Genomic DNA, 26048 nt, shown 5'->3' on the forward strand with positions numbered 1-26048 from the left:
GTGGCGGTGAACTCGATGCCGGGTCCGCGGCCGCGAATTGCGCCCCCGCCACGATCAACAGCGCCGCGGCACCAGTCACACCCGCACGCAACGGAATTCGCCGATCTACCCGACACCACCAAAGCACAGATAGTAATGAGCGCCTCATCCCTGCCCCCTGCACATCAGATTGCCAGTTCATTGCTGACGTGGATCAGGGTCCCACACGATCCCATTGCTGTCATCGTTGACGAACTGGGGAAACCAACTGGGCCAACATGTTCGGAATGGTGTCGGCGCGGGCGCGATACTCGTGCACAAAGCCCGAACTCGCAGCACCGCCCGAGGCATGCGCGAACGCCATGCGCAACAAGAGATTCCGAACTGCCTGATCGCATCGCCGTGCACCGCCTGGCATCAACGGACCAAACGAGGACGTAGGAAGCGGTTCACTTACGGTGGGTCCGCGGCGCTCACGATGCCTGCTCGGCCACGTTCATCATGGCGATCCAGCTGTGGGGCGCGCCGTCGCCGAGCATGATGTCGTAAATGTCCTCGCCTCCCGCTTCGGCGGCAGCACGCGAGAACATGGCCTGCTCGTACTCGGCCATCGCGGCCTCGACGTCATCGGGGTGCGCGGCGATGGCCTGGCCGAGTTCGGCTCCGTCCTGCATGGCCGTGTTCGCGCCTTCGCCGTTCGGGGGCGCGAGGTGGGCGGCGTCGCCGATCAGGGTCACTCCAGGCATCAGAGCCCAGCGGTGCCCGACCGGCAGTGAGTAGAGGGGGCGGATGGCCGGTTCGGTGTCGCTGTCGGTGATCAGCGCGGTGAGCTCGGGCGCCCACCCGTCGAACTCGGCAACGATCCGTGCCGACACGGCTGCGCCATCGGCCACATCGGTGTCTGCGAGCCAGTCCTGTGGCGCCGCTAGCTGTACGTACGTGTGCAGAGTGCCTCCTCTTTCCCGATAAACAAGGAAACCCTTGCCCGGCGCGAGCGCGAACAACGATCCGGAGCCGACCACCTCGGCCGTGGCGCGATGACGGGCGTCGGCGTGGAACATGAAGTACTCGACGGAAGTGACGCCCACATACTGCGGGGTGACGTCAGATAACACCGGCCGGACCCGCGACCACGCCCCGTCCGCCCCGACCAGCACGCTTGTGCCGACGGTGGCACCGTCGGTGAAGCGCAGCTCGTGGCGGCCCTCACCGAGGGCCCGCACGCCGCTGACCTTGCGCCCCCATTGCACGATGCCGTCCGGAAGCGAGTCCAACAGCATCTGGCGCAGCTCGCCGCGCGACACCTCGGGGCGCTCACCCGTGCCGTCGTCGGGTCGCTCGAGCAAAACAGTCCCTGCCCGGTCCAGAACGCGATAGGACTCGCGGCCGGGCAGGACCAGGCCGCGGAACTTCTCGATCAAGCCGGCCGCCTCGAGCGCCGGCTGGCCGTTCCAGGGGTGGATGTCGAGCAGCCCGCCCTGGGTGCGCGCGGCGGCCGAGGCCTCCGCTTCATAGACCGTGACCGGGATGCCATGCAGGTGCAGGACGCGGGCCAGGACGAGACCGCCGAGGCCGGCTCCGACAACGGTAATCGGGGTTTTCATCGTGCTCCTCCGAGATGTTTGGATTGCCACTCCAATGACGCTAGCAGAGGTTTGGAGCGGCGATCCATACGTGGCAGAATGGATCCCATGGCGACCAAGCCTCGACGAGCCCCCCGACGTACGGAGGCGCTGTCCAGGGACGTGATAGTCCAGGCCGCTACCGAAATACTCGACGCCGAGGGCGAGGACGCGCTGACCCTGCGAGCGCTCACCGTGCGGCTGTCCACCGGATACGGGGCGATATATCACCACGTCGCGGACCGGAACGATCTGCTCGCCGCGGCCACCGACCACGTCATCACGCCCATCGTGACCGGCCTCGTCGCCGACGCCGAGCCCCGACAAGTGCTGCGTACCATCGCGCTCGGCCTGTTCGATGCGATCGTCGCCCACCCCTGGGTCGGTGGCCAACTCACCCGAGAGCCTTGGCGACCGGCACTGTTGGACATCTACGAGAGCATCAGCGAGCAACTGCAGGCACTCGACGTGCCCGAACAAGGGTTGTCCGACTCCGCCGGGGTGCTCGTGAACTACATTCTCGGCGTCGCCGGGCAGAACGCCGCGAATGCCCGCGCGCTCGCCAACAGCAAGATGGACCGCTCAACTTTCCTCGCCGCCATCGCCGCGCAGTGGACGCAGCTCGACCCCGCTAGATACCCATCCGTGCACAAAGCCAGGACGCAACTGCGCGACCACGACGACCGCGAGCAGTTCCTCAACGGCATCGATCTCATCCTCGCTGGTATCGAGACCGTGCACCGTGCGGGCAAGAACAGCCCTGCCCGGTAGGAGCCAAAGTCGCACCGCAAGCTGGCCCATCTGCGGCGCCCCACGACCACATCGGTAGAGGCAGTGGAGATCAGACCGAACGCACGGTGATGCTGCGTATCGGTCGATCCGAGTGCGAGATCGCTTGCCGCGCTGAACATCCTGTAATGGCCGACTACCGGATGCTCGGGGCCCGTGGTGATGCGCGCCCGGAGGCGTTGCCCTTCACCAGACGTTCTGTCGCTAGCCTGACGCAGGTTGATCGTTCCATCGGTTGCCCGGGGGGTAGGTCGTGGGTGCAGTCACTACTCGAGCAGTCGTTTTCGATTGGCGCGGAACGCTGGGAGCGCTTCCACCCATCACAAGCTGGGCGGGCGAGGCACTGCGGCGGGTCGGCCGCGCGCACGACGACCCCGCCGCCAGCGCTGTGCTCCAAGCGATCCGTACCGCGGCTGGGCAACCGAACCGGCTCAACGGCCCCGACATCGACACAAACGTCGAACTACACAGACAAACCTACTTCAGCGTATTCGCAGACGCCGGTCTCGACGCAGAGCTCGCCAACTCACTCTATGCGGTCGAATCCGACCCGACTCATAATCCGTTCGCCGACGACGTCACACCTACGTTCACGGTCTTAGCCGAAAACGGCTGCAAGATAGGCGTTCTCAGCGACATTCACTTCGACCTGCGGCCCGCCTTCGCTGATGCCGGACTGCTCAGCCTGGTCGATACATTCGTTCTGTCCTACGAGCACGGCGTCCAGAAACCCGACCTCGCGATCTTCCGGCTCGCTCTGAACCAACTTGAAGCCCAGCCCGAAAACACTCTCATGGTCGGTGATCGCGCCTCCCACGACGGAGCCGCCGTCGACCTCGGCATACCAACACTGCTCGTCCCCACCCTCACCGATCCCCGACAACGACGACTCCACCTGGTCACCGGTATCGCCACAGCCCAGTGACCGCCACCCATGCCCGTCGCGCGCGAGTCCACCCAGATCAAATCCATCATGCCAGGCGGCTTCCTGGCACCCCTCCGACGTAGCGCCAGCTCAGAGCCCACGAGTCGGGCTGAGCCGCTGGTACTAACGTCTTATATTGCCGCGTGCCGCGCGTTCTGAACGGATGGCGGCCAGCCACTCCGCAGGCACGCCAACGACCCTCGGTTCAACCGACCGTCTACCACCGTCGAAGCTTCTGCCCTAGGCGGAATAAACGTCCTCTACTGCCGCTTATGGGTCGGTTCCGGTGGCGGACCCCGGCCGACCGAACGCACGCTCATGCCGAATTCAGGTCGTTCAACTCGTTCCTAGGAGGCAGGCTCCCAGCAGCGTTCGTCAAGGTTGTCCGCAGGGTGGTGTTTGTCGATCAATCGCCGAACTCGGTGGTGTCGCCGTGCGCGACGAGGCGCAGGACGCTGGTGCGTAGGGCCCTCTCCGCGTCGGGCAAGGGCATGCGATGAGCCCGGACCTCTTCGCCGGCGGCGTGACCGAGTCCGACGATGGCGGCGGCCAGCCACTCCGGTGTCGCGGCGGGATCGAATTCACCGGCATGCTGGCCGCGGCGGATGAGTCGGACGAGGTGGTCGTTCACCGGGACATGCCGCCGCCGGTCCGCCTCGGCGGTGGCGGTCACCTGTTGCAGCGCGGGCAGTTCCTCGAAGGTCCGCCAGCTGACCTCGAGCATCCGCAGCAGCGCCATGGTCGCCGAATCGCTGTCCAGATCGGCCGCCTGAATAGCCTCCAGCGCCTTGCCGGTGACGTGATCGGTGACCGCGGCGAGCAGCTCGTCACGAGAGGCGAAGTGTGCGTACACGGTTTGGCGGGTCACACCGGCGTCGGCGGCAATAGCGGCCAAACCCGCGTCCGGCCGCACGGCGAGCAGACGCGCGGCCGCATCGAGGATCGCCCGACGGCTGCGCCTGGCATCCGCCCGGCGGCGAGGGGAAGGAGAACCAGTCAATTCTTACACCCTTGTCAAAGTTATCGAGGAGGGCTTAACCTTTACATTGTTGTCAGAATTCTACGGTACGGAGACTCATGAACCTGCCATCCTTGCCACCACCGGAACAGTTCATCGGCGACTTCTACGCCGCCTTCACGACGGCCGCCCTCACCGACGACGACCCGGTCGAGGTCATCGACCGCTTCCACACCCCGGATATCGTGCAGATCGCCGACGGCATCCGCCTGGACCGCGACCGCCTCGTCGCCCACCTGCGGCCGTTGCGAAAGAACCTGCGCGAGTGCCGATTCGAGGTCCACGAAGCCGTCTTCGACGGGCAACGCATTGCCGCGCGTATGACTATTCACGCCCGCATGCGCGGCGATGAAAACGTCGTCACCGAGGTGTTCCTCTTCGCTCACTTCACTCCCGATGGTCGTATGTGCCGTGCCGAGCAGCTCACCCGAACCCGCAGCCCCACAGCCTGATTCAGGAGTATCACCGCGTGTTCCCGTCTCACCCAGGCCGTTACCCTGCTCGCCACCGGATTCCTCACCGGCGCGTTCGGCTACGGCGCGGTCAACCTCGCCCCACCTGCCACCGCGTCCCGCTTCAGATGCGGCTCGAGTTCCACACCGAGTTGATGAAGAACAACAGTGTCAGCATGCAGATCGCCATGGCCACAGCCACTGTGAGCTGCCGCGCCCTGGCCCTGCTCACCAGGGGGACGATCCCGGATCTTCGCCGCATCGGCCACCGGCCTGGTGATCGCGTCCTTCCTGATCACACGGTTGGGCAACGTGCCGATCAACCACAAGATCAACCGGTGGGCCGTCGAGGGCGCACCCGCCGACTACGCAGCCATCCTCACCCGCTGGGACTACTTCCACGACCTGCGCACCACCACCGCACTGATCGCCTTCGCATTGATGATCGCCCTTGCCATCCGGCCCCCACGAACCCCCGCCCCGGCCGGTCCCGCCACGCCCGAACGCCCCGAGGGCACCGCCACCTACTCCCGAAACCTGATCGGACACAACCGATGACGACACCCTCACCACTGCGCCGGGCCCGCACCCGCCTCGTCATCTGCCTGCACCGGCTGGGCGTACCGGCAGGACCGACCTATCTGCTGACCATCCCCGGCCGCCGAACCGGGCGACCGCGGACCACCCCCGTGGCACCGGTCGATATCGACGGAACTCATTACCTCGTCCAGGCATATCCGAACGCGAACTGGGTCGCCAACGCCCGCGCCGCCGGGTACGCGAAGCTCACCCGCAGCCGCCGAACCCAAACCGTCGATCTGACCGAAATCCCCGCAGCCGAACACGAACCGATCCGGCACGAATTCGCCCGGAATCGACGAGGCGTTGCCGCGCTCGCCAGAAAAGGCAACTCCACCGCATCGAACAACGTCGCTGTCACCACGACCTACACCATATTTCGAGCCACGCCCCACGACCAGCCACACCCAGCACACGGTCGAGTCCCGACAACCGGATACCGGGCAACGCACTCTATTGCCGCGACCCGAGCGGTTCGAAGCGTCGGCTTCATGCGGTTCCGTCTTCGGCCATGCCGGCCCAGCGGTGTGCCAGGCGTTGGCACGCGTGGATGAGTTCGGGCGGGTGGACATCGGTGAGTTCGGTGTCGAACGTCGCAAGGAGCCCGGCGAGGCCGGGCCAGGACCAGGCACCGAGGGTAAGCCGGCAGTGGTCGATGTCGAGGTATTCGACGACGGAACCGCCTGGCGCCCAGCGGGCTACGACGTGAGCGGGCAAGCTGAGTCGTGCGGTTCCGGTGCATTGCCAAGCTTCTGCGGTATCGCCTCGGTCGTGGGTGCCCATGACGAAGCGGGCGAGGCCGCCGTCGGGAAGTTCACGGGTGCTGAACCGTTGAGTGGTGGGGCGTGAGCGAAGCCGGTCGATTCGATGCACCCGCCACTGAGTGTCGGCGAGGTCGTAGGCGACCAGATACCAGCGGGCGGCCCAGACGACAAGGTGGTGTGGCTCGATGTGGCGGGCGGGTTGGAAGTCGGGGTCGCGGGGTTCGCGGCGAGTGCCGTCGGGGCGCCGGGTCTCGATGACGATCACCTGGCGGTGGCGTACTGCTTTGCCGACCGTGGTGAGAGCGGCAGGGTCGATAGGCGACGCGGGGAACTCCCAGTAATTCGGCAGGCGAGTCAGGCGAAGGTCTTCCATCGCCGCGCGCAGTGCGGGAGGCATGACCTGAAGAAGTGCGACGAGTGCTCGCTGCGCCTCGTCGCCGAGGCCGAATGTCGTACTGGGGGCAGTTTGCAGGGCAACCGCGACTGCCAGGGCCTGGTCGTGATCGAAACGCAGCGGCGGCAGTGTGTGCCCGGCGCCGAGGCGATAGCCGCCGTCGGGGCCGTGCATGGTGGTGATCGGGAAGTCGAGGCGGCGAAGGGTTTCGATGTCACGACGGACCGTGCGCTCGCTGGCTTCGAGTCGGGTAGCGAGATCGCGGAGCGACCATCGCCGGCCTGACCCGAGCAAGGACAACAGCCGCAGCGCCCGGTGAGAGGTATTGGCCACCGCCACATCTTGCCCGCAGTAGTGGCCGTTCCATGGCCACTACTGATGCAAAGGTCGTCCGGTCAGGCAGGCAGCGCTGGAGAGGATCGTGGATATGCGGATTGTCGTAGCAGGAGGCGGGATCGGCGGGCTTGCGCTGGGGGCAGGCTTGCGCCGCCGGGGGTTCGAGGTGTCGGTGTTCGATCGCGACACCGATGTGACCGAAACCGGCGGCTATCACATCACGTTGGACGGGCGGGCGTTGTCGGCGTTGAGCGAGCTGGTGGAGCCACAGATCATGCGGCGTCTGCTTGCGTCGGGTTCGGCGCTGCGGCTGCGCGAGCGGGACGCGTTCTGGGATCGCCGTGGCCGGTTGCTCGGTCACGGAACGGATCTCAGCAACAGTTCCAGTGTCGATGTCGACCGGATCACCCTTCGAATGCTGCTGGCCGAATCGGTGGGTGACGACCTGCATCTGGGGTGCCACGTGACCGGTGTCGAGGGCGGCGTGGCTGATGACCCCCGACTGTTGTTCGCCGATCGTGCGCCTGTCGCCGCGGATCTGGTGGTGGGCGCGGACGGCACGCACTCTGTCATTGCCCGGCACCTGGCGGGCGGCGCGACCAATCGGCCGGCGGGCATCATCGGGTTCTCCGGCCGTACGCTGCGTGCCGACCTGAGCGTCGGCGAGCAGAAGCGCCTGGGCCCACGCTCGGGGTTCGCGGCCGGCCCGCGTGGGGCCGCGCTGTATATCGGCTTTCTCGACCCGGTCGGCAACGCCGCACTCGACGCTCCGGAGTTGCGGATGTCGGTCACCACTGGACCTACCTACATCTGGGGTGCGATGTTTCCTGAGTCCGCAGCGACAGATGCTCTGCGTGAGCTTCGGGGGGAGAAATCGCGCTCCGCGTTGGTGGCGCGGTTCCGCGAACGAGGTTGGGCCGAGCGGAGTCTCGAAGTCCTCACTCGTGCCGACACACACAGTGTGGCCGGGTTCCGCTTCAACGCTGCCTCCACCCGCGCCGCCGATCTCGCGCCTTGGGCCGGAGGCCGAATCACTGCGCTCGGCGACGCCGTACATGCCACTCCGCCGACCGCTGGTATGGGTGCCGGCGCGGCCATCCGTGACGCCGCCGACCTAGTCGACCACCTCACCGTATCGGCTTCGGGAGCCATAACCCTCACCGCGGCGATCCAGCAGTTCGAGTCCGGCATGCGTGAGCGCGGTAGCGAGGTTCTCACCTCGGCCATGAAGACTGTCCGGTGGATCCTGGCCACCGACACCACGCTCGGCGCGACTGCTACCGCGATCAGCACGCCGATCCTGGCCGCAGCCACCCGGCTCCGGGCGAACCGCCGAGCATTCTGAGTTTGTGGGGAAAGGTGCTGCCGCTCAGCGGGTGAGCTCGCTGCGCGGACGGCACCGGCGGGCTCTGTTCAGGTGCCAAGCGCGGGTCGTGCCCTTATGAATCAACGCCCTGCCGCTTCCGGCTCAGTTCGAAGCGGGGCGCCTGCCGGCCGAACGAACACAGAAGCCTGGCCGTTCAGCAGGCGGCGGATCTCCTCGTCCGGATATGGGGTGCTCCGGCTCGTCTGCTGGAACTCGCGCATGAACGTGGACATCGCCGCGGCGATCGGTGCGTGCCGGGTGAGGACCGCGGCGGTTCCCTCGGGGATGCCCTCCGGCGGCTTGCCCTCAGCGATGGCGCGCACCATCGCGGCGCGTGTCTCCCGGCTTTCCAGCCCGTACAAGGCGGTGAGCAGCCAGTTCATCAGGTAGGTGGCGGTGAAGCCGCGGTCGTAGCTGTGGTGCTGGTCGAAGAACGCGGACTCGGTCGGCGAGAGGTCGAACCTGCGGGAGAGCGCGAGGCCGTAGTCGGCGAAGTAGAGGCGTCGACCGTCGGTCAGGATGTTCTGGAAGTGCGCGTCGATGTGTAGCAGCCCACGGCCGTTCATGAATGCGGTGCTGGCGGCCAGTTCCCGCTCCACCATGGCGCAAGCCCGATCGGCGGCCTCGCCACCCGCCTCGATCTGAACGTTCAGCCACTGATGCAGGGTCTGCGGGATGTACTCCAGAAACAGCGTGATGCTCGCCGAAGAGTCCCGGAGGGCCTCGATCCGGTGGCGTACCTGGGGTCGGCCGTCCCAGTAGGCGACGGCGCGATCGATGTCGGCGAGCTCGTCGGGCAGCGGCGTCGTGTCCGGCAACACCCGCCAGTGGTACATCAGCGGGAAGCTCTCGTGTTCGGCGGCGAGTACCCAATTCGTCGTCATGGTGTGCACGGCGAGCTCGCGCCAGGCCCCGAAGCCCGCCCCGCCGATGAGGCCGACGCCGTAATGGAAGAACGGCGGTAAGTCGAAAAGGTTCGCCGTGGACCGGACGTGCTCGGGCTGTCGTTCCAGGTCGGTGAGGGGTACTCGCTTCACGAAGATCTGGGTTCCGGCGACCTCGAGCACCGCCGTCTTCCCGCCGATACCGGTGCCGATCGGCGTGGCCGCGTCCACGAGCTCGCGTAACGTGTGATCGCTGTGCAGCGCCAAGGTTGTGGAGACGGCGCTGTGGGTGTGTAGGCGCGCCGGGCGCGGCATGTCGCGGGTCGCCGCCGCGAAGCGGGATATCGCCTCGCTGTCGCGCATCACCACGATCAACCTCCCAGTTGCACTGGCGATTCCGGCGCAATCAACAGTCAGCCTATCGCGATCTTTGGCCTGCCAAACATCCGCACATGCCGCTGGGCGCGCGTTCCCAAAGCGGTCAATGGGTTCCCGAAAAATCAAGGGGCGGAGATCATCGCGGCCACGGAAACGCACGCTATGCCGAAGTCAGTGCGACGAAGCGTGTACGAGACAGACTGACACCAAGATCATCCGGAACTGGTGGCGGACCGCACTCGCCCGATGCCACCCTCAGTTCCGGATGATCATGATCGCGCAGCGTGCGGATTGCTCACCACTGGGTGAACGCACTGGATTGCCGATGGTCGCGTATTTGCACAACTCTTACCGTGGGCGCGACGGGTCGGGACGAGCGGCATTACGTTGCAGGTAATCGACGCCGGTTGCCCGCTCGTGCATTGTGGCCGGTGTGAACAACATCGAGACGAACGCCACTCGCACTCTCGTGGACGAGCTGCTGCGTCGAATCGGCGCGGGTGACCAGGACGCTGCCGCTGCGCTCTACGCCCCGGTCAGCGACTGGAAGCTGGATTGGCCCGAAGATGCGCACGGCCGCGCTGCAACGCCGTGGATTCGGCACCGAGCAACGCGCGCCGACGCGGCCGAGCACTATCGCGAGATCGTCCGCTGCCACGTGCCAGAGGAGGTCGGCACCGTGATCGAACGCATTCTGGTTGACGGCCCAGATGCGGTGGTGTTGGGGGAGATCCGCCAGACAGCCCGGTCTACCGGCCGCGCCTATCGATCCCGCTTCGCACTGCACGTCACCGTCGACAACGGTCTCATCACCCGCCATCACGTCTACGAAGACAGCCTCGCGGTTGCTCAGGCATTCGACCCATCAGCAGCCGAGCACGATCGAAGTGACTCGAACGCACAATAATCTATGCCGCGACTCGCGCGGTTCGAAGGAGCCACCCGACGCTCCGGAAGATCAACTGGCCGAGACCATCTCGGCCAGCCAAACGTCCGCAACTGCCGAGTGCAGGACGCTGAAACATCATGTGGCTGAGGCCATGTAGGCGAGAGTATGTAGATGGGCAGTTGTGGTTGCTTCGGGCTCGGTCGTAGCAGACAGCGACACCGTGCCGAGTGTCGTGTTTCGAAATTAATTGGGGGCCAGTGCTATTAATGGTCCGTGTGCATCCAGACGAGCTCGGTGCACTCGCCCCCGCTGGGGCCGACATCGATTGCGATGGTCCGCTCAACGCCGACCTGCACGGCGTGCAGTGTATGCAAACCAGGAGTGTGCGGCGTCCACGTGACGAGGACATCACCGGTGCCGCTCGGTGGATCGAACTCGCCGTCCTGGCTGTCGTAGAAACTGATGTGGGAGCCGGGCTCGGTGCTCGCCCGCGTGATGTAGGCGCAGTCGGTGACGAAGGCCGAATCCAGCAGCTTCACAGTGAAATCGGTGATCGCGGCAGGCGCGGCGGGCGCAGTAAGCACCAGCGTGGCCAGCAGAGCGCCCATCGTTGACATCGCGGCCGCGGCGGACCTGTGTGAGCGGAGCATGAGAGGCCTTTCGAGTCATCGTGCATTGCGCCGAGACGAGCCTAACGGTCGGACCGTACTCCGGGCAGCGCCATTTCTGGGGCTACCCGAGGATCTCGCCGGCCTCGGCCATGTTGCGTGCGAACCGGTCGAACTTCGTGGTGGTCAACACCACCTGGCGGTCGGTGACGGCCGCGACCGCCGATGTGACGGCGGTGAGCGCGTTGTCCAGCCCTGCGCGGTTCTTGCGGGTGGTGCCCGAGAATCCTTTGTCGGTGAAGATCCTCTCGCGCGGGACTGCGAGGGCGCCACGGCTGACCGAGGACGATGTTGTTCACTGCCGCAACGGCACCGAACCCGAAGCTGGCGAGCGCGAACACTTTCGGATGCCCCCGTACAGTGCGAATCACCCAGTTCACAGCTCGGACGACCTGATCGGGATGAGTCACGCACCAGTGCACAACCAGAAATAGCAAAAAGCCAAATCCCTTGCGATGCAAGGCATTTCGGCCCTTCCAGTGTCTGGAGGGAGACTGGAACCCGCAGCGAAAGACGAGACGTTCAATGCGTCGGTCGACCGAAAGCTAGTTCAGCGTTGGGCGAGATAGCGGCGGCCGACGTCACACAGCCGCTGATGCACCCCGTCGTAGGGACGCTTGGCGCCGAGGATCGAGGTGGGAAGTTTGGCGATCATCGTGTAGTTGGTGTCGACCACATTGCCGGCCGGAGCTAATCCCGCCTGACTCACCAGCTGCAGTGCATCGAGTGGATCGAGGTCGAGCAATTCCGCCGTCCAGCCGATGAGGTCGTGCTGACTGACCCGGAACGCATCCTCCAACGGCCGAACGGAACCGGTGGAGATGATGAAGTCGTCGCTCTGAATTCTGGGCCACGCCGGCGCCGCGCCTCGAACGACGTCGACAACGATGGTGGTCTGCATAGCGGCCTCCACCGCCGTGCCGCAGACTTCCCCCTCCCCCTGGCGGCAATGACCGTCGCCGATGGCGAGCATTCCACCCGCCACATTGACCGGCAGGTACACGGTCGTGCCGACCCGAAGTTCGGGCGTGTCCATGTTTCCACCGTGCGCGCCCGGAGTGATCGACATGACGACCTCGTCGGCTGCCGGAGCGACACCGACCGTGCCGTGCATGGGATCGAGCGGAAGTTCAACGGTGAGGTCGCTGCGGCGCGCGTGGTAGCGCACTACACCGCGGTCGACGTCGACGTCGTATTTCCACACGACCTCCTCGAGCGGTGGATGCAGCATGGCCGTGCTGTGGGTCGTGGTCAGCGCGCCGAAATGGGGGAAGGTGGATGAGACCGCCCAATCGCGCCTCGGTCGAATATCGATGAAGTGCACCGCGAGCAGGTCTCCTGGGCGTGCGCCCGCAACGTGAATGGGCCCGGTGACCGGATTGAGTTTGGGAAAGTCGCAGACTCGGCTGGGGAGATCGTGGATTCCCCGGACTCGTCCGCCGTAACAGTCCTCGGTGGTGAGTTCGATGACGGTGCCCGGCGCCACGCTCACCAGTGGCTCGTGGCCGCCGAAGGTGTAGACGAGCCGGTCGGGGGCCGGGTCGACCCGCACGACGTCGAAGTCGTTCATACCGTTTCGCTTTCGGAGATGTCGGCCGGTGCGAGCTTATGTCCGGTCAGATTGGAGATGATGAGTATGACCATGCCGATGGCAAGCCACACGAAGCCGAGCACCTGGGCCGCGATATTGGCGTTGACGACGACGTAGAGCAGGATGGCGAAGCCGATGATCGGGAAGAGGAGGTGCCGGAACCAATCGCGGCTGCGCTTGCGAACCACATAATGCGTGACCACCGATACATGCAACACCAGGAATGCGGCCAGTGCGCCGAAATTGACCAGTGAGGTCATGACGCGGATACCGTCGTCCCTCAGGCTCATGAAGATCCCGAGGACCAGCGAGACGCCGGCGACCAGGAAGGTGGCGTTGACGGGCACCTTGCGGGTGGGATGGATACGGGCGAGGAACGAGGGCAGTTTCCGATCGCGAGCCATGGCGTACAGCAGTCGGGCGGTCGCGGCCTGCGCCACAAGGGAATTGGCGAATCCCCAGGCGACGGCGGTGGACACTGCGGTGAGGACGGCCAGCCACCCGCCACCCGCCGTGCGGGCGGTGTCATAGAACGCGGTCCCGTCGGGGTCACCGTGCGCGACGAGCCCGCCCGGGTCGGACACCAGCAGGGCGGCCACCCAGGTCTGAACGACGAACAGTGTGCCGGCCAGCAGTAGCGCGGCCACCATCGACCGGCCGATGGAACGGATCGAGTCCTTGTTCTCCTCGGCCAGCATGGAGATTCCGTCGAAGCCGAGGAACGACAGCACGGCAATAGAGACTGCGCCGAATACCAACCCCCACGAGAACATGGCACTGTCATAGAGCGGAGTCAGGTTGAACCCGTGCCCTTTACCGTGGGCCAGCGCGATGACGCCGACGATGAGGTAGATCGCCAACACGATCAGCTCACCGACAAGCATTAGTTTGTTGATCCGGGCGGTCATTTCGATGCCGAGGTAGTTGACCACGGTGTTCAGCGCGACGAAAGCGATCAGCCACGCCCAGACCGGTATAGCCGGCACCAGCGAATTCGTGGCCACGCTGGCGATCAGATAGAGCAGCCCCGGGACCAGGACGTAATCGAGGATGATCACCCAGCCCGCCAGGAATCCGACCGGCGCGGCGATCCCACGACTCGCGTAGGTATACACCGATCCGGCCATGGGGAACGCCCGTGACATCTGGGCGTAGGAGTTCGCGGTGAACATCATCGCGATCATGCCGATGATGTAGGCGAGGGCCACCATGCCGCCCGAGCCCTGGAACACACTGCCGAAGATGCCGAATGGCGCGATCGGCACCATGAAGATCAACCCATACACCAGCAGATCCCCGAATCGCAGGGATCGCTCGAGCTCCTGTTTATACCCGAACCGCTCGAGATCTTCGCTCACGTACCACTCCAGCATTCCGGCCCTGCCTGGTCACCGGAGACTACGAGAATATCGTCCCGTTTGGAAGCGGATCCGCCAAGTGCGTTCACTCGGCCGCGATGGACTCCGCCGGCTGATCTTCCGGGAGCGCCGCGGGCCGAGCCGGACCGCGTGCTGTGCGGCTACTCGTGGCCAATCAGCGGGTGCGCCGGTCGAATCGAGTTTCCTGGTGGGCGTCGGGAACAGCCGTTGCACGGCGGCAACGATGCGGCGCGACGCTCGGAAAGGACACAGTGTACCAACTTGTTCCACGTTGAAGTCGCATAGAACCTCAGCGGCAGTGGCACATTGGGCCGCGTTGCTTGATGTTCACTTCGATACTGCGGGAACGTAGTACGTCATCAAGATGAGGCGCGATACCGAACCTGTCCGATTCCAGTGCGGGTGCCGTGATGGCAGCGACGATCGGGTATGTATCGTCACCGGGCCGACCGTCGTTGCGATGTATCGCAGCGATGTATCGCGAAACACCTTGTACCGCAGGGTATCCGGACGCGGCCATAGTGCCAGAACCGGCCGACGATCGCGTTCTGCGGGAGGGATGATGAGCGACCCTGCTGCGAGAGTATGCCGACGCGACCTCGTAAATAATTGTCCGGCAACGGGTCTCGCCCGCACCGCTTAAGGGTAATATCGGCAGCGTTTCGCCTTGGCGCTACAAGGCGTGGCTTATGTCGACAGCGAAGAGCGTCGGTTGAGGCGAAGGAATGTATCGGCAAGCGCATTCACCGCAGTCGGTGGGTTCGTCCTCGACCGAGGTGTGGCTTGAACCTAGTGTGCCCGAGGATGACGCATGGATGAGATCGTGCACGGAGCGAGCGCGCCGTCATGGACCTAGACCCTGTGAGCTCGATCGGGCGTGGCCCGTTGAGTCGGCGCAGAGCCTTGAGGTTGATCGGTGCTGCGGCGACCGGACTGGCAGCCGGGTGTTCGGAGGCTGCTCGACAGAACGCGCCCGCCGAGCGAGTGCTCATCGACAACGTCCGCGGGTACACGATCACCAGTGATGGGCGATTACGCGAATTCGGCAGTCTACTCATCGGCGCGGATGCGAGGGTGGAGGCGCTCGATCTCGCCGGGGCAGCGGGAGCGCGGCGAATCGATGGGCGCGGGCGGGTCTGTCTGACCGGAATGCACGACGCGCACGGTCACGTCTGGGCATTCGGTGCCAAAGCGACGGAGGTGGACCTATCCGGTACCCGGTCATTGGGCGAAGCACTTCGGGCCGTCGAGACCTACGCGCGTGAGCACCCCGACAGGTCGTGGGTGCTGGGTCAAGGATGGAACGAGGTCGCCTGGGGGCTCGGCCGGTTGCCGACCGCAGTCGACATCGATCCGGTGACCGGCGACCGACCGGTCTGGCTGGAGCGTGTGGACGGACATGCGGGCCTGGCCAACTCCGCTGCCCTGCGTGCCGCCGGTATCGTCGCGTCGACTCCTGACCCGGCGGGCGGTCGGATCGTTCGCGATCCGGATGGCCGACCCAGTGGGGTACTGGTCGATGCCGCGGTGGATCTGGTGGGCAGCAAGGTGCCCGCGCCGACGCGACACGATCACGAAGAGCGCCTTGCGGCCGCCCAGCGCATCCTCAACCAGAGCGGACTCACGTCGGTCAGCGATCCGCACAGTGATGTCGATCAGCTTGGCGCACTGCATGATTGGGCCCGCAGTGGCCGATTGTCGATGCGGATCAACGCCTTCCTCGGCTGGGATACCTTCACCGACCGCGGCAGGGACGTCCGGACCGATTCGGTCGCCGACGACATGCTTCGGGTACGGACGGTCAAGCTCTATATCGACGGTGCCCTCGGCAGCCACGGCGCCGCGATGCTCGAACCGTATACCGACCAGCCGGACAGCCGGGGACTACCACAGATGTCGCAGCAGGAGCTGACTTCCCGTATGCGGCGGGTAGTCGACGCGGGCTATCAGGTGGCGGTGCACGCGATCGGTGACGACGGCAATCGAATAGTGCTGAACGCTTACGACGAAGTGCTGGGGGCGACGCGAGAACCGCGACTACGACACCGAATCGAACATGCCCAGGTCGTCGCTCCCCCGGATTTTCCACGGTTCACCCAGCTCGGTCTGATCGCGTCGATGCAACCGACGCACGCCACCGACGATATGAATATGGCCGAAACACGTGTCGGCGCAACGCGTATCGCCGGTGCCTACGCCTGGCGGACGTTCCTCGATCAAGGCACGATAATCGCGGCCGGGTCGGACTTTCCGTACTCGGCGCACAAACCATTCGATGGTATGCACGCAGCGGTGACCCGCACCGACCGCGACGGCCAGCCCCCGGGCGGCTGGCGCCACGACCAAGCGATGACGGTGACCGAAGCATTCCGGGCGTACACGCTGCACGCCGCCTACGCCGCTCATCAAGAGCAGGTTCTCGGCTCCCTCGAGCCCGGAAAGCACGCCGACTTCATCCTTGTCGATCAGAACCCGTTCGCCCTCGAACCGGGCCGTGCCCTGTGGGAGACGGGCGTGCTCCAGACCTGGGTCGGCGGCCGATGCGTCGGTGAGTACGGCCAACTCTGATCAGAGAATCGGTCGGATGCTGCACAACGAAAACGTCGCATTCTGCTTGGTGGCGATCGAGTCGAGAATGCTTGTCGGACAAAGGATGGCCCGATAGCCGGGATCGGACTCATCCGACACCAACAGTCGCATTCCTTGCATTGCAAGGGAATTCGGTTTCTAGCTGGACGATTACCGTGCCGGAGAGCGCGTCGCGAATCAGCCGCTCGCGCAACGACCTCGTCTGCTCGGGATAAAGAAATTCGATCGGATCTGCCTGCGGGTCAGATCGGCAAGGAGAACACGTCCCCGTCGCGGGCGATACTGAGACGCCCCCGATAGTTCCACCCGATGTGCTCGGCCCAACGCGTATCGTCCGCCGGTGCACCGTAATAGTGGCTCAGCACGAGATGCCGCGCCCCGGCCGCTGCGGCCACCTTACCCACGTCCTCGGCGCTGGTGTGCGAGGTCCGGCTGTAGTCGTCCTCATGCTCGAGAATGGCTTCGTGCACGAGAATATCTGTGCCGGAAGCCAGTTCGATGAGGTTGTCGGATTTCACGGTGTCGCCCGAGAACGTCACCGATCCGCCGCCTGCTAGGTCGAACCGGAAAGCGAACGACGGATACACGTTGTGATGCGGTACCAACGTCGCAGTGACGGACACCGTTTCGTCGGCGTACACCGGAAACGGCGACATACGCGGCGCGGTGTTGGTGAAATCCGACCCGGGCGGGACCGCGATCTCGTGAGCCTGGATCAACTGCCGGATATCGCCGCGGTGCAGGGATCGGATGTGCACGTTCACGCCGTAGGCGTAACCGGCGAGGATGTGATCGGTGAGCGCCGCAAGCCCAGGCTCGCCTGCGACGTCGACACCGGCCACACTGCCGACAACGGGCGCGAGGGGATCGTGACCCGGCTGCAGCCCGCCCGCCGACCCCGGCCCGTACACCCGCAACGGCCGATCGATGCTCCCGTCCCACCAGTAGGCGAGCAAGAAACTCGGATAGTCGACGATATGGTCGACATGCAGGTGCGTGACAAACATCGCCCGCAGTCGGCGGATATCCAACCCGGCATGTTTGAACAGCGGCGCCGTACCCCTGCCGCAGTCGACCACATAAACCTGCGCGTCGGCGCCGTCACCGATCTTCAGCGCGGTAGCGAATCCGGCCCGATCCGCGAGCGGCGGGCCCGCCGCGGTCCCGAGGGTGATCAACGAATTGGCCGGAGCCGAACCGGATGCGACCTGCGCGGGCTCCGCACTCGCGACCGGACTGCCCGGCACCGATAGACCAGCGGAACCCACCACCGCAGCGGCCGCGCCCATCAGCGACCGACGAGAGACCAGGCCCGCGGAAGCATCATGATCTTGACACATGAGCGACAAGCTAGCCGCCGTTCCGAGGCCCGGACAAGAGTAACCGTCACAGTGATTCTGCGGCACATGACCCGAGCAGACGCCCAGTGGCCGGACACAACGCCGCGCGGGCGGTCACGGTCGCCGCCACGGGCGATCGCCAAATGCAGCGCAAGCTGTTGGAGTGGAAGAATTTCCACTCCTGCTATGGCGGTCAGCGACCGGTTGCCGGGGACCCGATATAGCCGCAGGTTCAGGGTCTGCAGGGGTCCAAATTGCCGACAGAGACGAAAAGGCAGAATTCCCTTGCACTGCACGCCAATTCGGCTATTCCAGTGTCCGGAGGGGGACACACGCGCTAAACACACGAATCGACCTGCGGAAACACTGAAGCCGGTGTCGACTTAACAACATGGATGACAGTTTGCGGATTACTATATTGGATGCCCTCCTTCGCCCAGATCTCGGGACTACGATGATCCAGCAACCTAGATCCGTTTGCAGCCAGAGTTGACGGCTGACCAATCTCGAATGGACTGTGACGGTGCGTATCAACAGCATCGAGCCCAGAGTCGGACCGACTCCACATCCGCATCCTGTCAGGGACGACGATGTCTGCACGTACCGCGTAATCGAATCCACAATGGCACACCGCTGCTGCATTTGCAGCTAATATCTGGCAGCGGGAAGTCCAGCTTTCGGTCCAGTTCGACCGATAGTCGGCTGGGCGGCTGGTCGAAATATTCAGCGATGCCGATGTGCTCAGCCAGCTGACGCTGGACTGGCAGCGCATCGACGCCGATGGGTTTGAACGCCTGATCGTGCAAGCCAAGCACTGGCCCGGAAGAGGGGCCAGCGCCTCCGACATCGCCGACTTGGTTCACACCGAAATGCCGCTGTGGGAGGGTGAGCCGGTACGACGCTCGACTATCGCCACGTCAGGATTCGTTCACCCGTGTCGTCCCGTTGGCGATCCGCCCGTTGGTGGCGCTCGTTGATGAGCGAGCCGAATCGGTTCGTCGCAGTGAGCACCGCCTCTGGGACGAACTGCAGCGACGCGTTCGCCACACTGGCCGGAGACTTCGGCGCGGTTGTCACGCCGACATCATTCGCCCAGAACTCATTCTCTCGCAAGAACATTCGCGATGGGCGTGCTCGACAGGGCCCCGGCCCCGGTGGTCGAAGGGAATACACAACAGAACGGGCCGGCCGGGACCAGCGACGGATCCGGCCGGGCCACGCCACACCCCCACCTGCGGGCATCGAACGCACACGGGAAGGACCTGCCCATGAAATGGAGCCTGCGCCTCGTCGCGGCCCAACGCGGCATCTAGCGAGCCATCGACCTACACCAACTATGAACTCCGCACCCCCGAACCGGCCATCGTCGCCCCACCCCAACCCGCGGCCGTTACCGAGGACTCCGACTCGATCGGCCCGGAACTGCCGCGGCGAAAGCAGTAGTAATTCCGGATCGGCCGTGGACTCGTCGCCAGATGCGCGAGAGCTCGACGAGCTGATTCAGCTCGGCTTCGAGATCGCGGCGCTGTGCGGGGTGCGCGGAATACTCGGTGCGGCCGGGCGGCGGCGGAAGTTGTCCGCTGCGTTTCGCGGCGACCGCAGCGGAGATTCGACGCGCGTAGTCGCACAGTTCGTCGTGTTCGGATCCGGCGGCTCGATGGGGTGGCGCGCCCGGTGCGTAGCGGTTCAGGCGGACAAGACAGTCCCGAATTTCCATTGTCATGCGGTGCAGTTGGCTGATCGAATCTGCTGCGGTGCCGGTTGCCGGACGTTCGAGGACCACTTCCGGATAGGAGTCGGTCAGATCGCGCCACAGCGGTCTAATGCGGCGACAATAGCGTCCCGGTCTATCCCACCCGGTGCGGACGAGCAGGACTCCGATGAGCGGGACGGTGAGGATGGCGGTACCGACGACAAGTGCCACGAACGCGGTGAACGCCCTGGACTGCATCGACGGGTCCTGCGCCGCGGTGTGGGCGACAACCGCGGTCACCGTCTCGGCGGGTACGTAGATCGACTCGATGGTGAGATAACCGAAGTAGCCGAGAACGACCAGGTAGATGGCGATTTCGCGGGTGGTGTTGTCGCCGCTGCGCAGTTCCGCGACCATCATCTTGATGATCGATACGGAACTCGCCGCGAGCACGGAATAGTAAGCGATCCATACGACGGCCGCACCCCAGCCCTGGTATTCGTCGATCAGCATGTTGTGCGCACGAGCGGGGGTTCCAGCCGCGAGGATCACTGCGGCGGCGGTAAGTGCCACGGCATCGTAGCGTCGCTGGCGACGAGCCACGGTTGACCAGTCGTCGTCGGGCGAGGCGGCGAACCGGGCCATCCCGTAGATGCACATGATCGAAAGCAGCAGCGGGCCAAAGGATATCTGCCGGACGACGTTGATCACGTACGCGTCGTCGAACATCCAGCAGACGCGGGTAATGGCATGTTGGACGCTGGCGTTGCGCATCATGTCGCAGACGAGCCCGAACAACAGTGCGCGAGTGCCCAATCGGTCCATCGGCGTTTGAGCGACCAGGAGGTAGCGGCCCACGATCACGATGGCGACGACAACGAATGCGGTCCACTGGATGATGCCCGGCAGCTCTGATGTCATCGGTGTCGCGTCCGGAAGAGCGTGCGGCGCGCGACCGAGGGCCGCCTACGCGGCAAAGTGGCCTCGACCATCAGTAGATCCGCGAAAGTCTCTGCAGCCGTTTCTCGTTTGCTGCTGTAATCATTTCGGCCGAGGACGCTTTTGATCGCGTCGGGCGACAGCGAGGGCATGAGTTCGTGCAACGGCAGCCGGTCCGCGGGGCCGCCGTCGGCGGCGCCTTCTTCGTCGTGACCTAACAGCATGTGCCCTATCTCGTGGGAGATCACATGATCGGCATGCCATTCCGTATCGGCGAAGTACAAGACGATGTCAGCGTGCGTTGTCTTGATCCATAGGCCACTGGTAGTTGTTCCGCATCCGACACCGGACAGCAGTGCGGGATCCTCGACCGGCTGTAGCCGGATCGGTCGCCCGCGATGGCGCCCCACCGCGGAAACAAAGGTGTCGCGCTCCCACGGATAGGGAATCTCGATGTCGCGCAGCAAATCCGCGAACCGGCCTGTCACATCGGACACCGCGCCTGCCCCCTCGAAACAAGTCTTACCGCAACGCATTACCGGCACGGCGGCGGCGGACGATGCCCAGGAGGGCACATCCAGCGCCCCCGGTCGGCGCGGCTACCGCGCCCGGTGCCGCCGCACATGGCTGCAAGGTTCTCAGACCGAGCGGCGGGAGGCAATAGTTATAGACTTTCAAGAAGCCGGAAGCTGATTCCGGGAACGCATCCGCATCCTGAGCCCAGCTGGTTTCAGCGTGACGAGCTCGTCGACCGCGAGTTGATACTTCGGATCCGGCTCCAAGTCGAATGCGTACAGCACGTGCGCGAGGGTCAGCACGATTTCATGGATCGCGAACTGACGCCCGATACATGAACGCACTCCGATGCCGAACGGCTTGTACGCCCCCGCCGCGCGCCGCGGGGTGGCGTCCGGGGCGAATCGATCCGGGTCGAACTGGTCGGCGTCGGGTCCCCACGCGCGCTTGTCACGATGGACGGCAAGGAGATTCACATACACCCATGCGCCGCGACCGATGCGATGCTCCCCCAGGTGTGTGTCCTGTTTGGGGCGCCGGAAGTACCCGCCCGCCACCGGCCACAGTCGCAGGATCTCGTCGACAACTCGACGCAGATACTGCAGCTTCGCCACCTGCTCATAGGTGAGCGTCGCGGGGTCGCCGCCGGCGACCGTGTCGATCTCCTCACGCACCCGCTCGACGATGTCCGGCCGGTCCCCCAGCGCGTGCAGCGCGAAAGTCAAGGTGTTCGCGCTGGTTTCGTGGCCGGCGATCAGAAAGGTGAGTACCTGGTCCCGCACGACCGTCCGCGACAGCCGTTGCCCGGTGTCCGGGTCCGGCGTTTCCATCATGTGCTGCAACAGATTTGGTGCCTCGTCGGCCACCGGCGGGCAATTGTCGATCAGGCTGCCAGCGATTCGCTGCAGCTCGGTGACGTTGTGCCGGTGGCGCCGCAGGGCGAATCGACCGATCGTCGCATCGACGAGCTTTGCCGAAACCGGGCGACTGGCATACCGGAGCACGTCGACCATCAGTTTCACAACCGGCAGACTGTTGCCCGCGGGCGGCTCGTCGAGCGTCGTGAAGCTGTGCCCGAATCCCGCGCGTGCGATGACTTCCAGTGCCATGGAGTTCATTTCGCCCGCGACGTCGACGGGATCGCTGCCATGCTCCCACTTACGTATCAGCTCAGCGACCACCTGAACCATCGTCGGGTGGTAACCGCGCATCGCCTCGCGGCTGAACCCGGGCATGAGGACGCGGTGCGCGGCCCCCCACTGCGGATCCTCGGTCGCCGCGGCTATCAACCCGGTGCGGACCACCTTTCGAAGGCGCCGGATCGGCGGCCCGAACTCCTTCTCCCACAAGGCTTCCGATTGCACCTCGTCGACGAGTTCCGCGCTGTTGACGATCACCATCCGCATCGGACCGAAACGCAACTCATAGACCGGACCGAGCTTGTCCGCAAGCTTAGCCATCGACTGAACCGGCTTACCGGGGTTGAGCGACAACACGTCACCGAGCACGGGAAGTCTGTTAGGCGGGTACGGAAACTCGTTCACAGCGCGATAATTCCCTTCGACGTTCGATCCACCGTAGACGGTCGACCCCGGGCCCCCGGTGGTTACATGGCGCTCCGCCAGGCCGGACAGCTAGTCGACGCGTCGGTCCCGGTGTCATGAGGATCGAATCGACGATCAATCGTCGACCTATAGACAATCATGTTCGCAGAACACTCGCATGCTACCCAACCGAGGGATGGGCAACAAGCCCGGCTACCGCATCACATGTCGACTTCATACACGTGCTCGGCTGCATTCGAGCACCATGTCCATGAAGGCGGGTGGCACACGCCGAGCAGTTCCGTGCGCAGATATCCGTACGCGAGTGGCAGAACAGCCAGCAAGAGACCATTTCGTGTGCGCGACAATCGAATTCCGTTCGGGCGGTGCGAGAGTTCCGGATGTGAATCGACCCGCCGGCGAGGTGTCGAAGCATAGCCGCGATCAAGGCGCAGGCGGTCGAACGGCGCCGACGGGGGCGGTTGTCGTCGAGCTGACCAGCGGCGCCGTTCGACCACGGTATCTCCGACCCACCCCAAGCATGACGGCACTACCGGCGCCGACGAACCCAAGGACCGCATCGACTACCTCGGCCCCGCCACCCCCACTAGTTCCCGCGCCGAAGTCCGCAGCCCACCCCAGCCCTACCCAGCCACGCCGACAACCGATGGCCCACGCCCGGCACCCACACCCCTGCAGTTCCAGTGGACGTGGAGACTATACGACAGCATGCCGAGCTGAATGGGCTTGAATACTCAGGCCCACTCACTAACCCATCACTGCCGGATGACCCCCACCAAACACGATGCAAAACCTGCGGGAAAATCCAAGCCGAACGGGCAGGAGACTTGGGCTGGGGCTGCAGCACATGCCGCCGTAACCCAAAGCGTCAAACACCTGTCAGCGCGAGCACAAAACCTCCTACGCGACTCCGACAGCGAAGCAGTTCTATGGTGGGATCACGACGCCAACCCTGAATCCCTTTGGCAAACTGCCAAACTCCGGCCGCCGAAGGCTCACCCACACCCGGGCAAAGCTGCCGACGGCAATCGCTTGCACGTTCTCGAACCCGACCCCGTCACTGCCGCAGTTGTCCAGCGCATCTTCGCTGAGTACCTCACCGGGCTCGGCTTTTTCGCAATCGCTCAACGCCTCACCGCTGAAGACATCCCCTGTCCCTCGGCCTATGACCGCAAACGCAACAACCACCGCTGCGGGATCGCCTGGTCCAAAGACCATCCGCCATCGGTCTACCTTCGAGAAGACCAACTCGCCCGCCCCTTGGACTGATGGCTCGCGCAAGTCTTCCGAGCCGATCAGATCGAGCAATCACTCGCCATGCTCGAGTCTGCCCAGCCCCACCCCAGGACAGCGTTCTCCTCGATGGACGCGATCCAGCGGTCCCTGGCCGACTATGGCCGAAAGCTCAACAGCTACAGGGCAGCGCTGGAAGCTGGCACCGACCCCCAACTGATCGCGACCTGGACCAGATTAGGTCCAATCCGAACGAGAAGTCGCTGTCACACAACTCGCCTCAGCACAGGCCGCAATGGAAACACGCCCTACGTTGAGCCGCAACGCGATTCGTCAGCTCATCGAATCCGTGGGCGGCCTTGTGCACATCTTGCAACGCGCCGACGGCACAGCCAAGCTCAAGATCTATCGCCAACTCGGGCTCAAGATGACCTACAACCATGAAAAACGGGTTGTGCTAGCCGAAGTTCAGCCAACACAACCCGTGGACGTACTGTACGTGTCCGGAGGGGGACACAACCAATACGCACACCTTCTTCATCACCGGGCAGCGCTGGAACTGGAGTCCTAGAGGCCCAATCCACCCAGCCAACCCGCGTTGCAACCGGCCGCCCACAGACACTCAGCGGCCGACACGCGATGCAGACGACGCTTGCCAACTGTGCCGTACCGACTCCAGAGCACCCGTGGCTACCATTGAACGGAATTGGCAGACGTGTCAGATTCAACCCCCAATGTCCCAGGACGTAGGGGCGCAGGTCCCCTCTCGCGCATTACTTGTGTCATATGTGTCGCGTTCAGGGGTTCAAGAGCCCCCGAACGCGACACATATGCCCCGACCAGGGCTCTTCCGACGCTTCCCCGCTATCGAAGCCAGCTACCGTGTTCAAGACACCTCGAACACGCGCCCGCGGCACACGCGAGAAGTTTGCTCGGACCGGTCAGGAATCCGTCGAGCACCCGACCGACTGGCCTCTTCTAGATAACAGGGTGGTCGCTGGTCCAACACCGACGAAGGCCGAACGTGTCGGCGTGTCTCATCGAGCACGTTTTCCCGAACGCATGCGAAGCCAGCAACCAAGGTGTATTGGTCCGACAACCGCTTCTACCGCGAAGCAAAACCGGTCGAACACTCCCGAACCGGACACCGCAACACGGCAGCTAGCCCTCCCGCGGCCCGAGGAGCGGAATCACCGCCCGAGCCTGCGGATCCCGCACCGGCGCCAGCATCGGCGACAGGGCGCGGCCCAGCACCTGTGGACCCAGAACCACGACAAGGCCCTCCTCGGGCATCGCGACCAACAGCACCGGATCCCCCGCCTCGATTCCAGCATCGCGGCGCATCTCGGCCGGCAACCGGACATGACCCCGACGATCGATCACCGAACGACCCCACTCCACCGCTCCGATCGTGATCACGTCCCCGACGCACACGAACCCGACCACCGTCCCCGCCAGCCACCCCATCGCCTCGAACACCCGCGGCCCACACACCCGCGACCGATCATTGATGATCGACACCGCGAACTGCGGCAACCACAACCGATCCGACGGACCAGGACTCTCCGGCTCGAGCAAGCACTCCGCCGCGTCCAGACAACGGTCCATAAGAGCATGGAACTGTTTACGATCGAATGTGGACATAGGTCATCGGCTCCTGGCCCAGCCGCTGATCCTCGTCAAATTCCATCAAAGCCGAACTTCACCAAGCGCGCCACCCAAGGCTCGACTACATGCAGACTTGCGTGCCGACCGATGCCGACGAGAGTACCCCGGATCAGGATCGAATCTCGTTGACATCCAGCGTATTTCGCGAAGCGAGCGAATATCAATCGGCAACGAGCTCCGACATCGCCGCGAGGACAAGCGGCAAGACCCGCTGTGGCTCAACATATCCGCGAAGGGGGTAAGACGTTCCGAATCGCATTCACCGAAAGCTGACTACAGCCAACAAAAGTCACCCGTAAGTGCCCGCGTCAGCCCAGCAATCGCCAATGGTCCGTGATCACCGACGAAGCCCTGGTCACTCCGATCGAGTGCAGGTGAGCGCGTGGTGGGTGTCGTCCAGGTAGCGCGTGGGTCATATTCAGATCCGAACCGCCCACCTCGGTCAAGACGTTGCCGCCGGCCTCATCTCCTTTGACCACGGTGTCGAACGTC

23 protein-coding genes are annotated in these 26048 nt (G+C 64.5%); 10 read left to right on the forward strand and 13 right to left on the reverse strand.

Annotated features, from left to right (window positions below):
- Window positions 1-452: 452 nt before the first annotated feature.
- Window positions 453-1583: an FAD-dependent oxidoreductase gene (locus ACIBCN_RS06495; protein ID WP_396990477.1), complete on the reverse strand. Its 1131-nt coding sequence runs from the start codon at window positions 1581-1583 to the stop codon at window positions 453-455.
- Between the two features lie 87 nt (window positions 1584-1670).
- On the opposite strand from ACIBCN_RS06495, the gene ACIBCN_RS06500 reads away from it, so the two are divergent.
- Together ACIBCN_RS06500 and ACIBCN_RS06505 are read left to right on the forward strand one after the other, a co-directional pair.
- Window positions 1671-2372 carry a TetR/AcrR family transcriptional regulator gene (locus ACIBCN_RS06500; protein ID WP_396990478.1) on the forward strand — a complete coding sequence of 234 codons (702 nt, stop codon included), beginning with the start codon at window positions 1671-1673 and terminating at the stop codon, window positions 2370-2372.
- A gap of 271 nt (window positions 2373-2643) precedes the next feature.
- The gene (locus tag ACIBCN_RS06505) at window positions 2644-3315 is read left to right on the forward strand and encodes an HAD family hydrolase (RefSeq protein WP_396990479.1); all 672 of its coding nucleotides are present in this window, start codon (window positions 2644-2646) and stop codon (window positions 3313-3315) included.
- A 406-nt stretch (window positions 3316-3721) separates the two neighbouring features.
- On the opposite strand, the gene ACIBCN_RS06510 is transcribed toward ACIBCN_RS06505, so the two are convergent.
- Window positions 3722-4315 (reverse strand): TetR/AcrR family transcriptional regulator, encoded by a 594-nt coding sequence (locus ACIBCN_RS06510; protein WP_396990480.1) that lies wholly within the window; start codon window positions 4313-4315, stop codon window positions 3722-3724.
- Between the two features lie 77 nt (window positions 4316-4392).
- Here ACIBCN_RS06510 and ACIBCN_RS06515 point away from each other — a divergent pair, with 77 nt between their 5' ends.
- The 3 genes from ACIBCN_RS06515 (at window position 4393) to ACIBCN_RS06525 (ending at window position 5918) form a co-directional block, all read left to right on the forward strand.
- Window positions 4393-4785: a nuclear transport factor 2 family protein gene (locus tag ACIBCN_RS06515; protein WP_396990481.1), complete on the forward strand. Its 393-nt coding sequence runs from the start codon at window positions 4393-4395 to the stop codon at window positions 4783-4785.
- A 276-nt stretch (window positions 4786-5061) separates the two neighbouring features.
- Window positions 5062-5343: an anthrone oxygenase family protein gene (locus ACIBCN_RS06520; protein WP_396990482.1), complete on the forward strand. Its 282-nt coding sequence runs from the start codon at window positions 5062-5064 to the stop codon at window positions 5341-5343.
- Complete coding sequence (locus ACIBCN_RS06525; RefSeq protein WP_396990483.1) at window positions 5340-5918, forward strand: nitroreductase/quinone reductase family protein; 579 nt, start codon at window positions 5340-5342, stop codon at window positions 5916-5918. Before ACIBCN_RS06520 ends, ACIBCN_RS06525 begins: the two co-directional genes overlap by 4 nt.
- Here the strand turns inward: ACIBCN_RS06525 and ACIBCN_RS06530 are convergent.
- A complete protein-coding gene (locus ACIBCN_RS06530; protein ID WP_396990484.1) occupies window positions 5854-6855 on the reverse strand; it encodes a helix-turn-helix transcriptional regulator in 1002 nt (333 codons plus the stop codon). The genes ACIBCN_RS06525 and ACIBCN_RS06530 overlap by 65 nt on opposite strands.
- Before the next feature lie 94 nt (window positions 6856-6949).
- Between ACIBCN_RS06530 and ACIBCN_RS06535 the strand changes: the two genes are divergently transcribed.
- Window positions 6950-8203 (forward strand): FAD-dependent oxidoreductase, encoded by a 1254-nt coding sequence (locus ACIBCN_RS06535; protein WP_396990485.1) that lies wholly within the window; start codon window positions 6950-6952, stop codon window positions 8201-8203.
- Between the two features lie 101 nt (window positions 8204-8304).
- Here the strand turns inward: ACIBCN_RS06535 and ACIBCN_RS06540 are convergent, their stop codons facing one another.
- Window positions 8305-9471, reverse strand: a complete 1167-nt coding sequence (locus ACIBCN_RS06540; protein WP_396991146.1) for a protein kinase family protein — start codon at window positions 9469-9471, stop codon at window positions 8305-8307.
- A gap of 484 nt (window positions 9472-9955) precedes the next feature.
- On the opposite strand from ACIBCN_RS06540, the gene ACIBCN_RS06545 reads away from it, so the two are divergent.
- A complete protein-coding gene (locus ACIBCN_RS06545) occupies window positions 9956-10393 on the forward strand; it encodes a nuclear transport factor 2 family protein (RefSeq protein WP_396990486.1) in 438 nt (145 codons plus the stop codon).
- Between the two features lie 245 nt (window positions 10394-10638).
- Here the strand turns inward: ACIBCN_RS06545 and ACIBCN_RS06550 are convergent, their stop codons facing one another.
- The 4 genes from ACIBCN_RS06550 to ACIBCN_RS06565 form a co-directional block, all read right to left on the reverse strand.
- Window positions 10639-10983: a hypothetical protein gene (locus ACIBCN_RS06550; protein WP_396990487.1), complete on the reverse strand. Its 345-nt coding sequence runs from the start codon at window positions 10981-10983 to the stop codon at window positions 10639-10641.
- Between the two features lie 124 nt (window positions 10984-11107).
- Window positions 11108-11287: a recombinase family protein gene (locus ACIBCN_RS06555; RefSeq protein ID WP_396991147.1), complete on the reverse strand. Its 180-nt coding sequence runs from the start codon at window positions 11285-11287 to the stop codon at window positions 11108-11110.
- 306 nt (window positions 11288-11593) lie between these two features.
- Entirely contained in the window at window positions 11594-12613 is a 1020-nt protein-coding gene (locus tag ACIBCN_RS06560) for an acetamidase/formamidase family protein (RefSeq protein ID WP_396990488.1), read from the reverse strand.
- The gene (locus tag ACIBCN_RS06565; RefSeq protein ID WP_396990489.1) at window positions 12610-13992 is read right to left on the reverse strand and encodes an APC family permease; all 1383 of its coding nucleotides are present in this window, start codon (window positions 13990-13992) and stop codon (window positions 12610-12612) included. Before ACIBCN_RS06565 ends, ACIBCN_RS06560 begins: the two co-directional genes overlap by 4 nt.
- Window positions 13993-14916: 924 nt before the next feature.
- Here ACIBCN_RS06565 and ACIBCN_RS06570 point away from each other — a divergent pair.
- Entirely contained in the window at window positions 14917-16581 is a 1665-nt protein-coding gene (locus ACIBCN_RS06570; protein WP_396990490.1) for an amidohydrolase, read from the forward strand.
- Between the two features lie 263 nt (window positions 16582-16844).
- Here the strand turns inward: ACIBCN_RS06570 and ACIBCN_RS06575 are convergent, their stop codons facing one another.
- The 4 genes from ACIBCN_RS06575 to ACIBCN_RS06590 form a co-directional block, all read right to left on the reverse strand.
- Window positions 16845-17942: an MBL fold metallo-hydrolase gene (locus ACIBCN_RS06575; RefSeq protein WP_396990491.1), complete on the reverse strand. Its 1098-nt coding sequence runs from the start codon at window positions 17940-17942 to the stop codon at window positions 16845-16847.
- A gap of 1390 nt (window positions 17943-19332) precedes the next feature.
- Window positions 19333-20556, reverse strand: a complete 1224-nt coding sequence (locus tag ACIBCN_RS06580) for an MAB_1171c family putative transporter (protein WP_396990492.1) — start codon at window positions 20554-20556, stop codon at window positions 19333-19335.
- Window positions 20553-21041 carry a hypothetical protein gene (locus ACIBCN_RS06585; RefSeq protein WP_396990493.1) on the reverse strand — a complete coding sequence of 163 codons (489 nt, stop codon included), beginning with the start codon at window positions 21039-21041 and terminating at the stop codon, window positions 20553-20555. Before ACIBCN_RS06585 ends, ACIBCN_RS06580 begins: the two co-directional genes overlap by 4 nt.
- Window positions 21042-21248: 207 nt before the next feature.
- The gene (locus tag ACIBCN_RS06590; RefSeq protein WP_396990494.1) at window positions 21249-22634 is read right to left on the reverse strand and encodes a cytochrome P450; all 1386 of its coding nucleotides are present in this window, start codon (window positions 22632-22634) and stop codon (window positions 21249-21251) included.
- A 786-nt stretch (window positions 22635-23420) separates the two neighbouring features.
- Between ACIBCN_RS06590 and ACIBCN_RS06595 the strand changes: the two genes are divergently transcribed.
- Both ACIBCN_RS06595 and ACIBCN_RS06600 read left to right on the forward strand, forming a co-directional pair.
- Window positions 23421-23924, forward strand: a complete 504-nt coding sequence (locus ACIBCN_RS06595; protein WP_396990495.1) for a recombinase family protein — start codon at window positions 23421-23423, stop codon at window positions 23922-23924.
- Between the two features lie 277 nt (window positions 23925-24201).
- Window positions 24202-24459 (forward strand): hypothetical protein, encoded by a 258-nt coding sequence (locus ACIBCN_RS06600; protein WP_396990496.1) that lies wholly within the window; start codon window positions 24202-24204, stop codon window positions 24457-24459.
- 590 nt (window positions 24460-25049) lie between these two features.
- Here ACIBCN_RS06600 and ACIBCN_RS06605 read toward each other — a convergent pair.
- A complete protein-coding gene (locus ACIBCN_RS06605; RefSeq protein WP_396990498.1) occupies window positions 25050-25532 on the reverse strand; it encodes an AbrB/MazE/SpoVT family DNA-binding domain-containing protein in 483 nt (160 codons plus the stop codon).
- Between the last annotated feature and the right edge of the window lie 516 nt (window positions 25533-26048).

It is taken from the genome of Nocardia sp. NPDC051052, assembly GCF_044456045.1.
In the GTDB taxonomy this organism is placed as follows: domain Bacteria; phylum Actinomycetota; class Actinomycetes; order Mycobacteriales; family Mycobacteriaceae; genus Nocardia.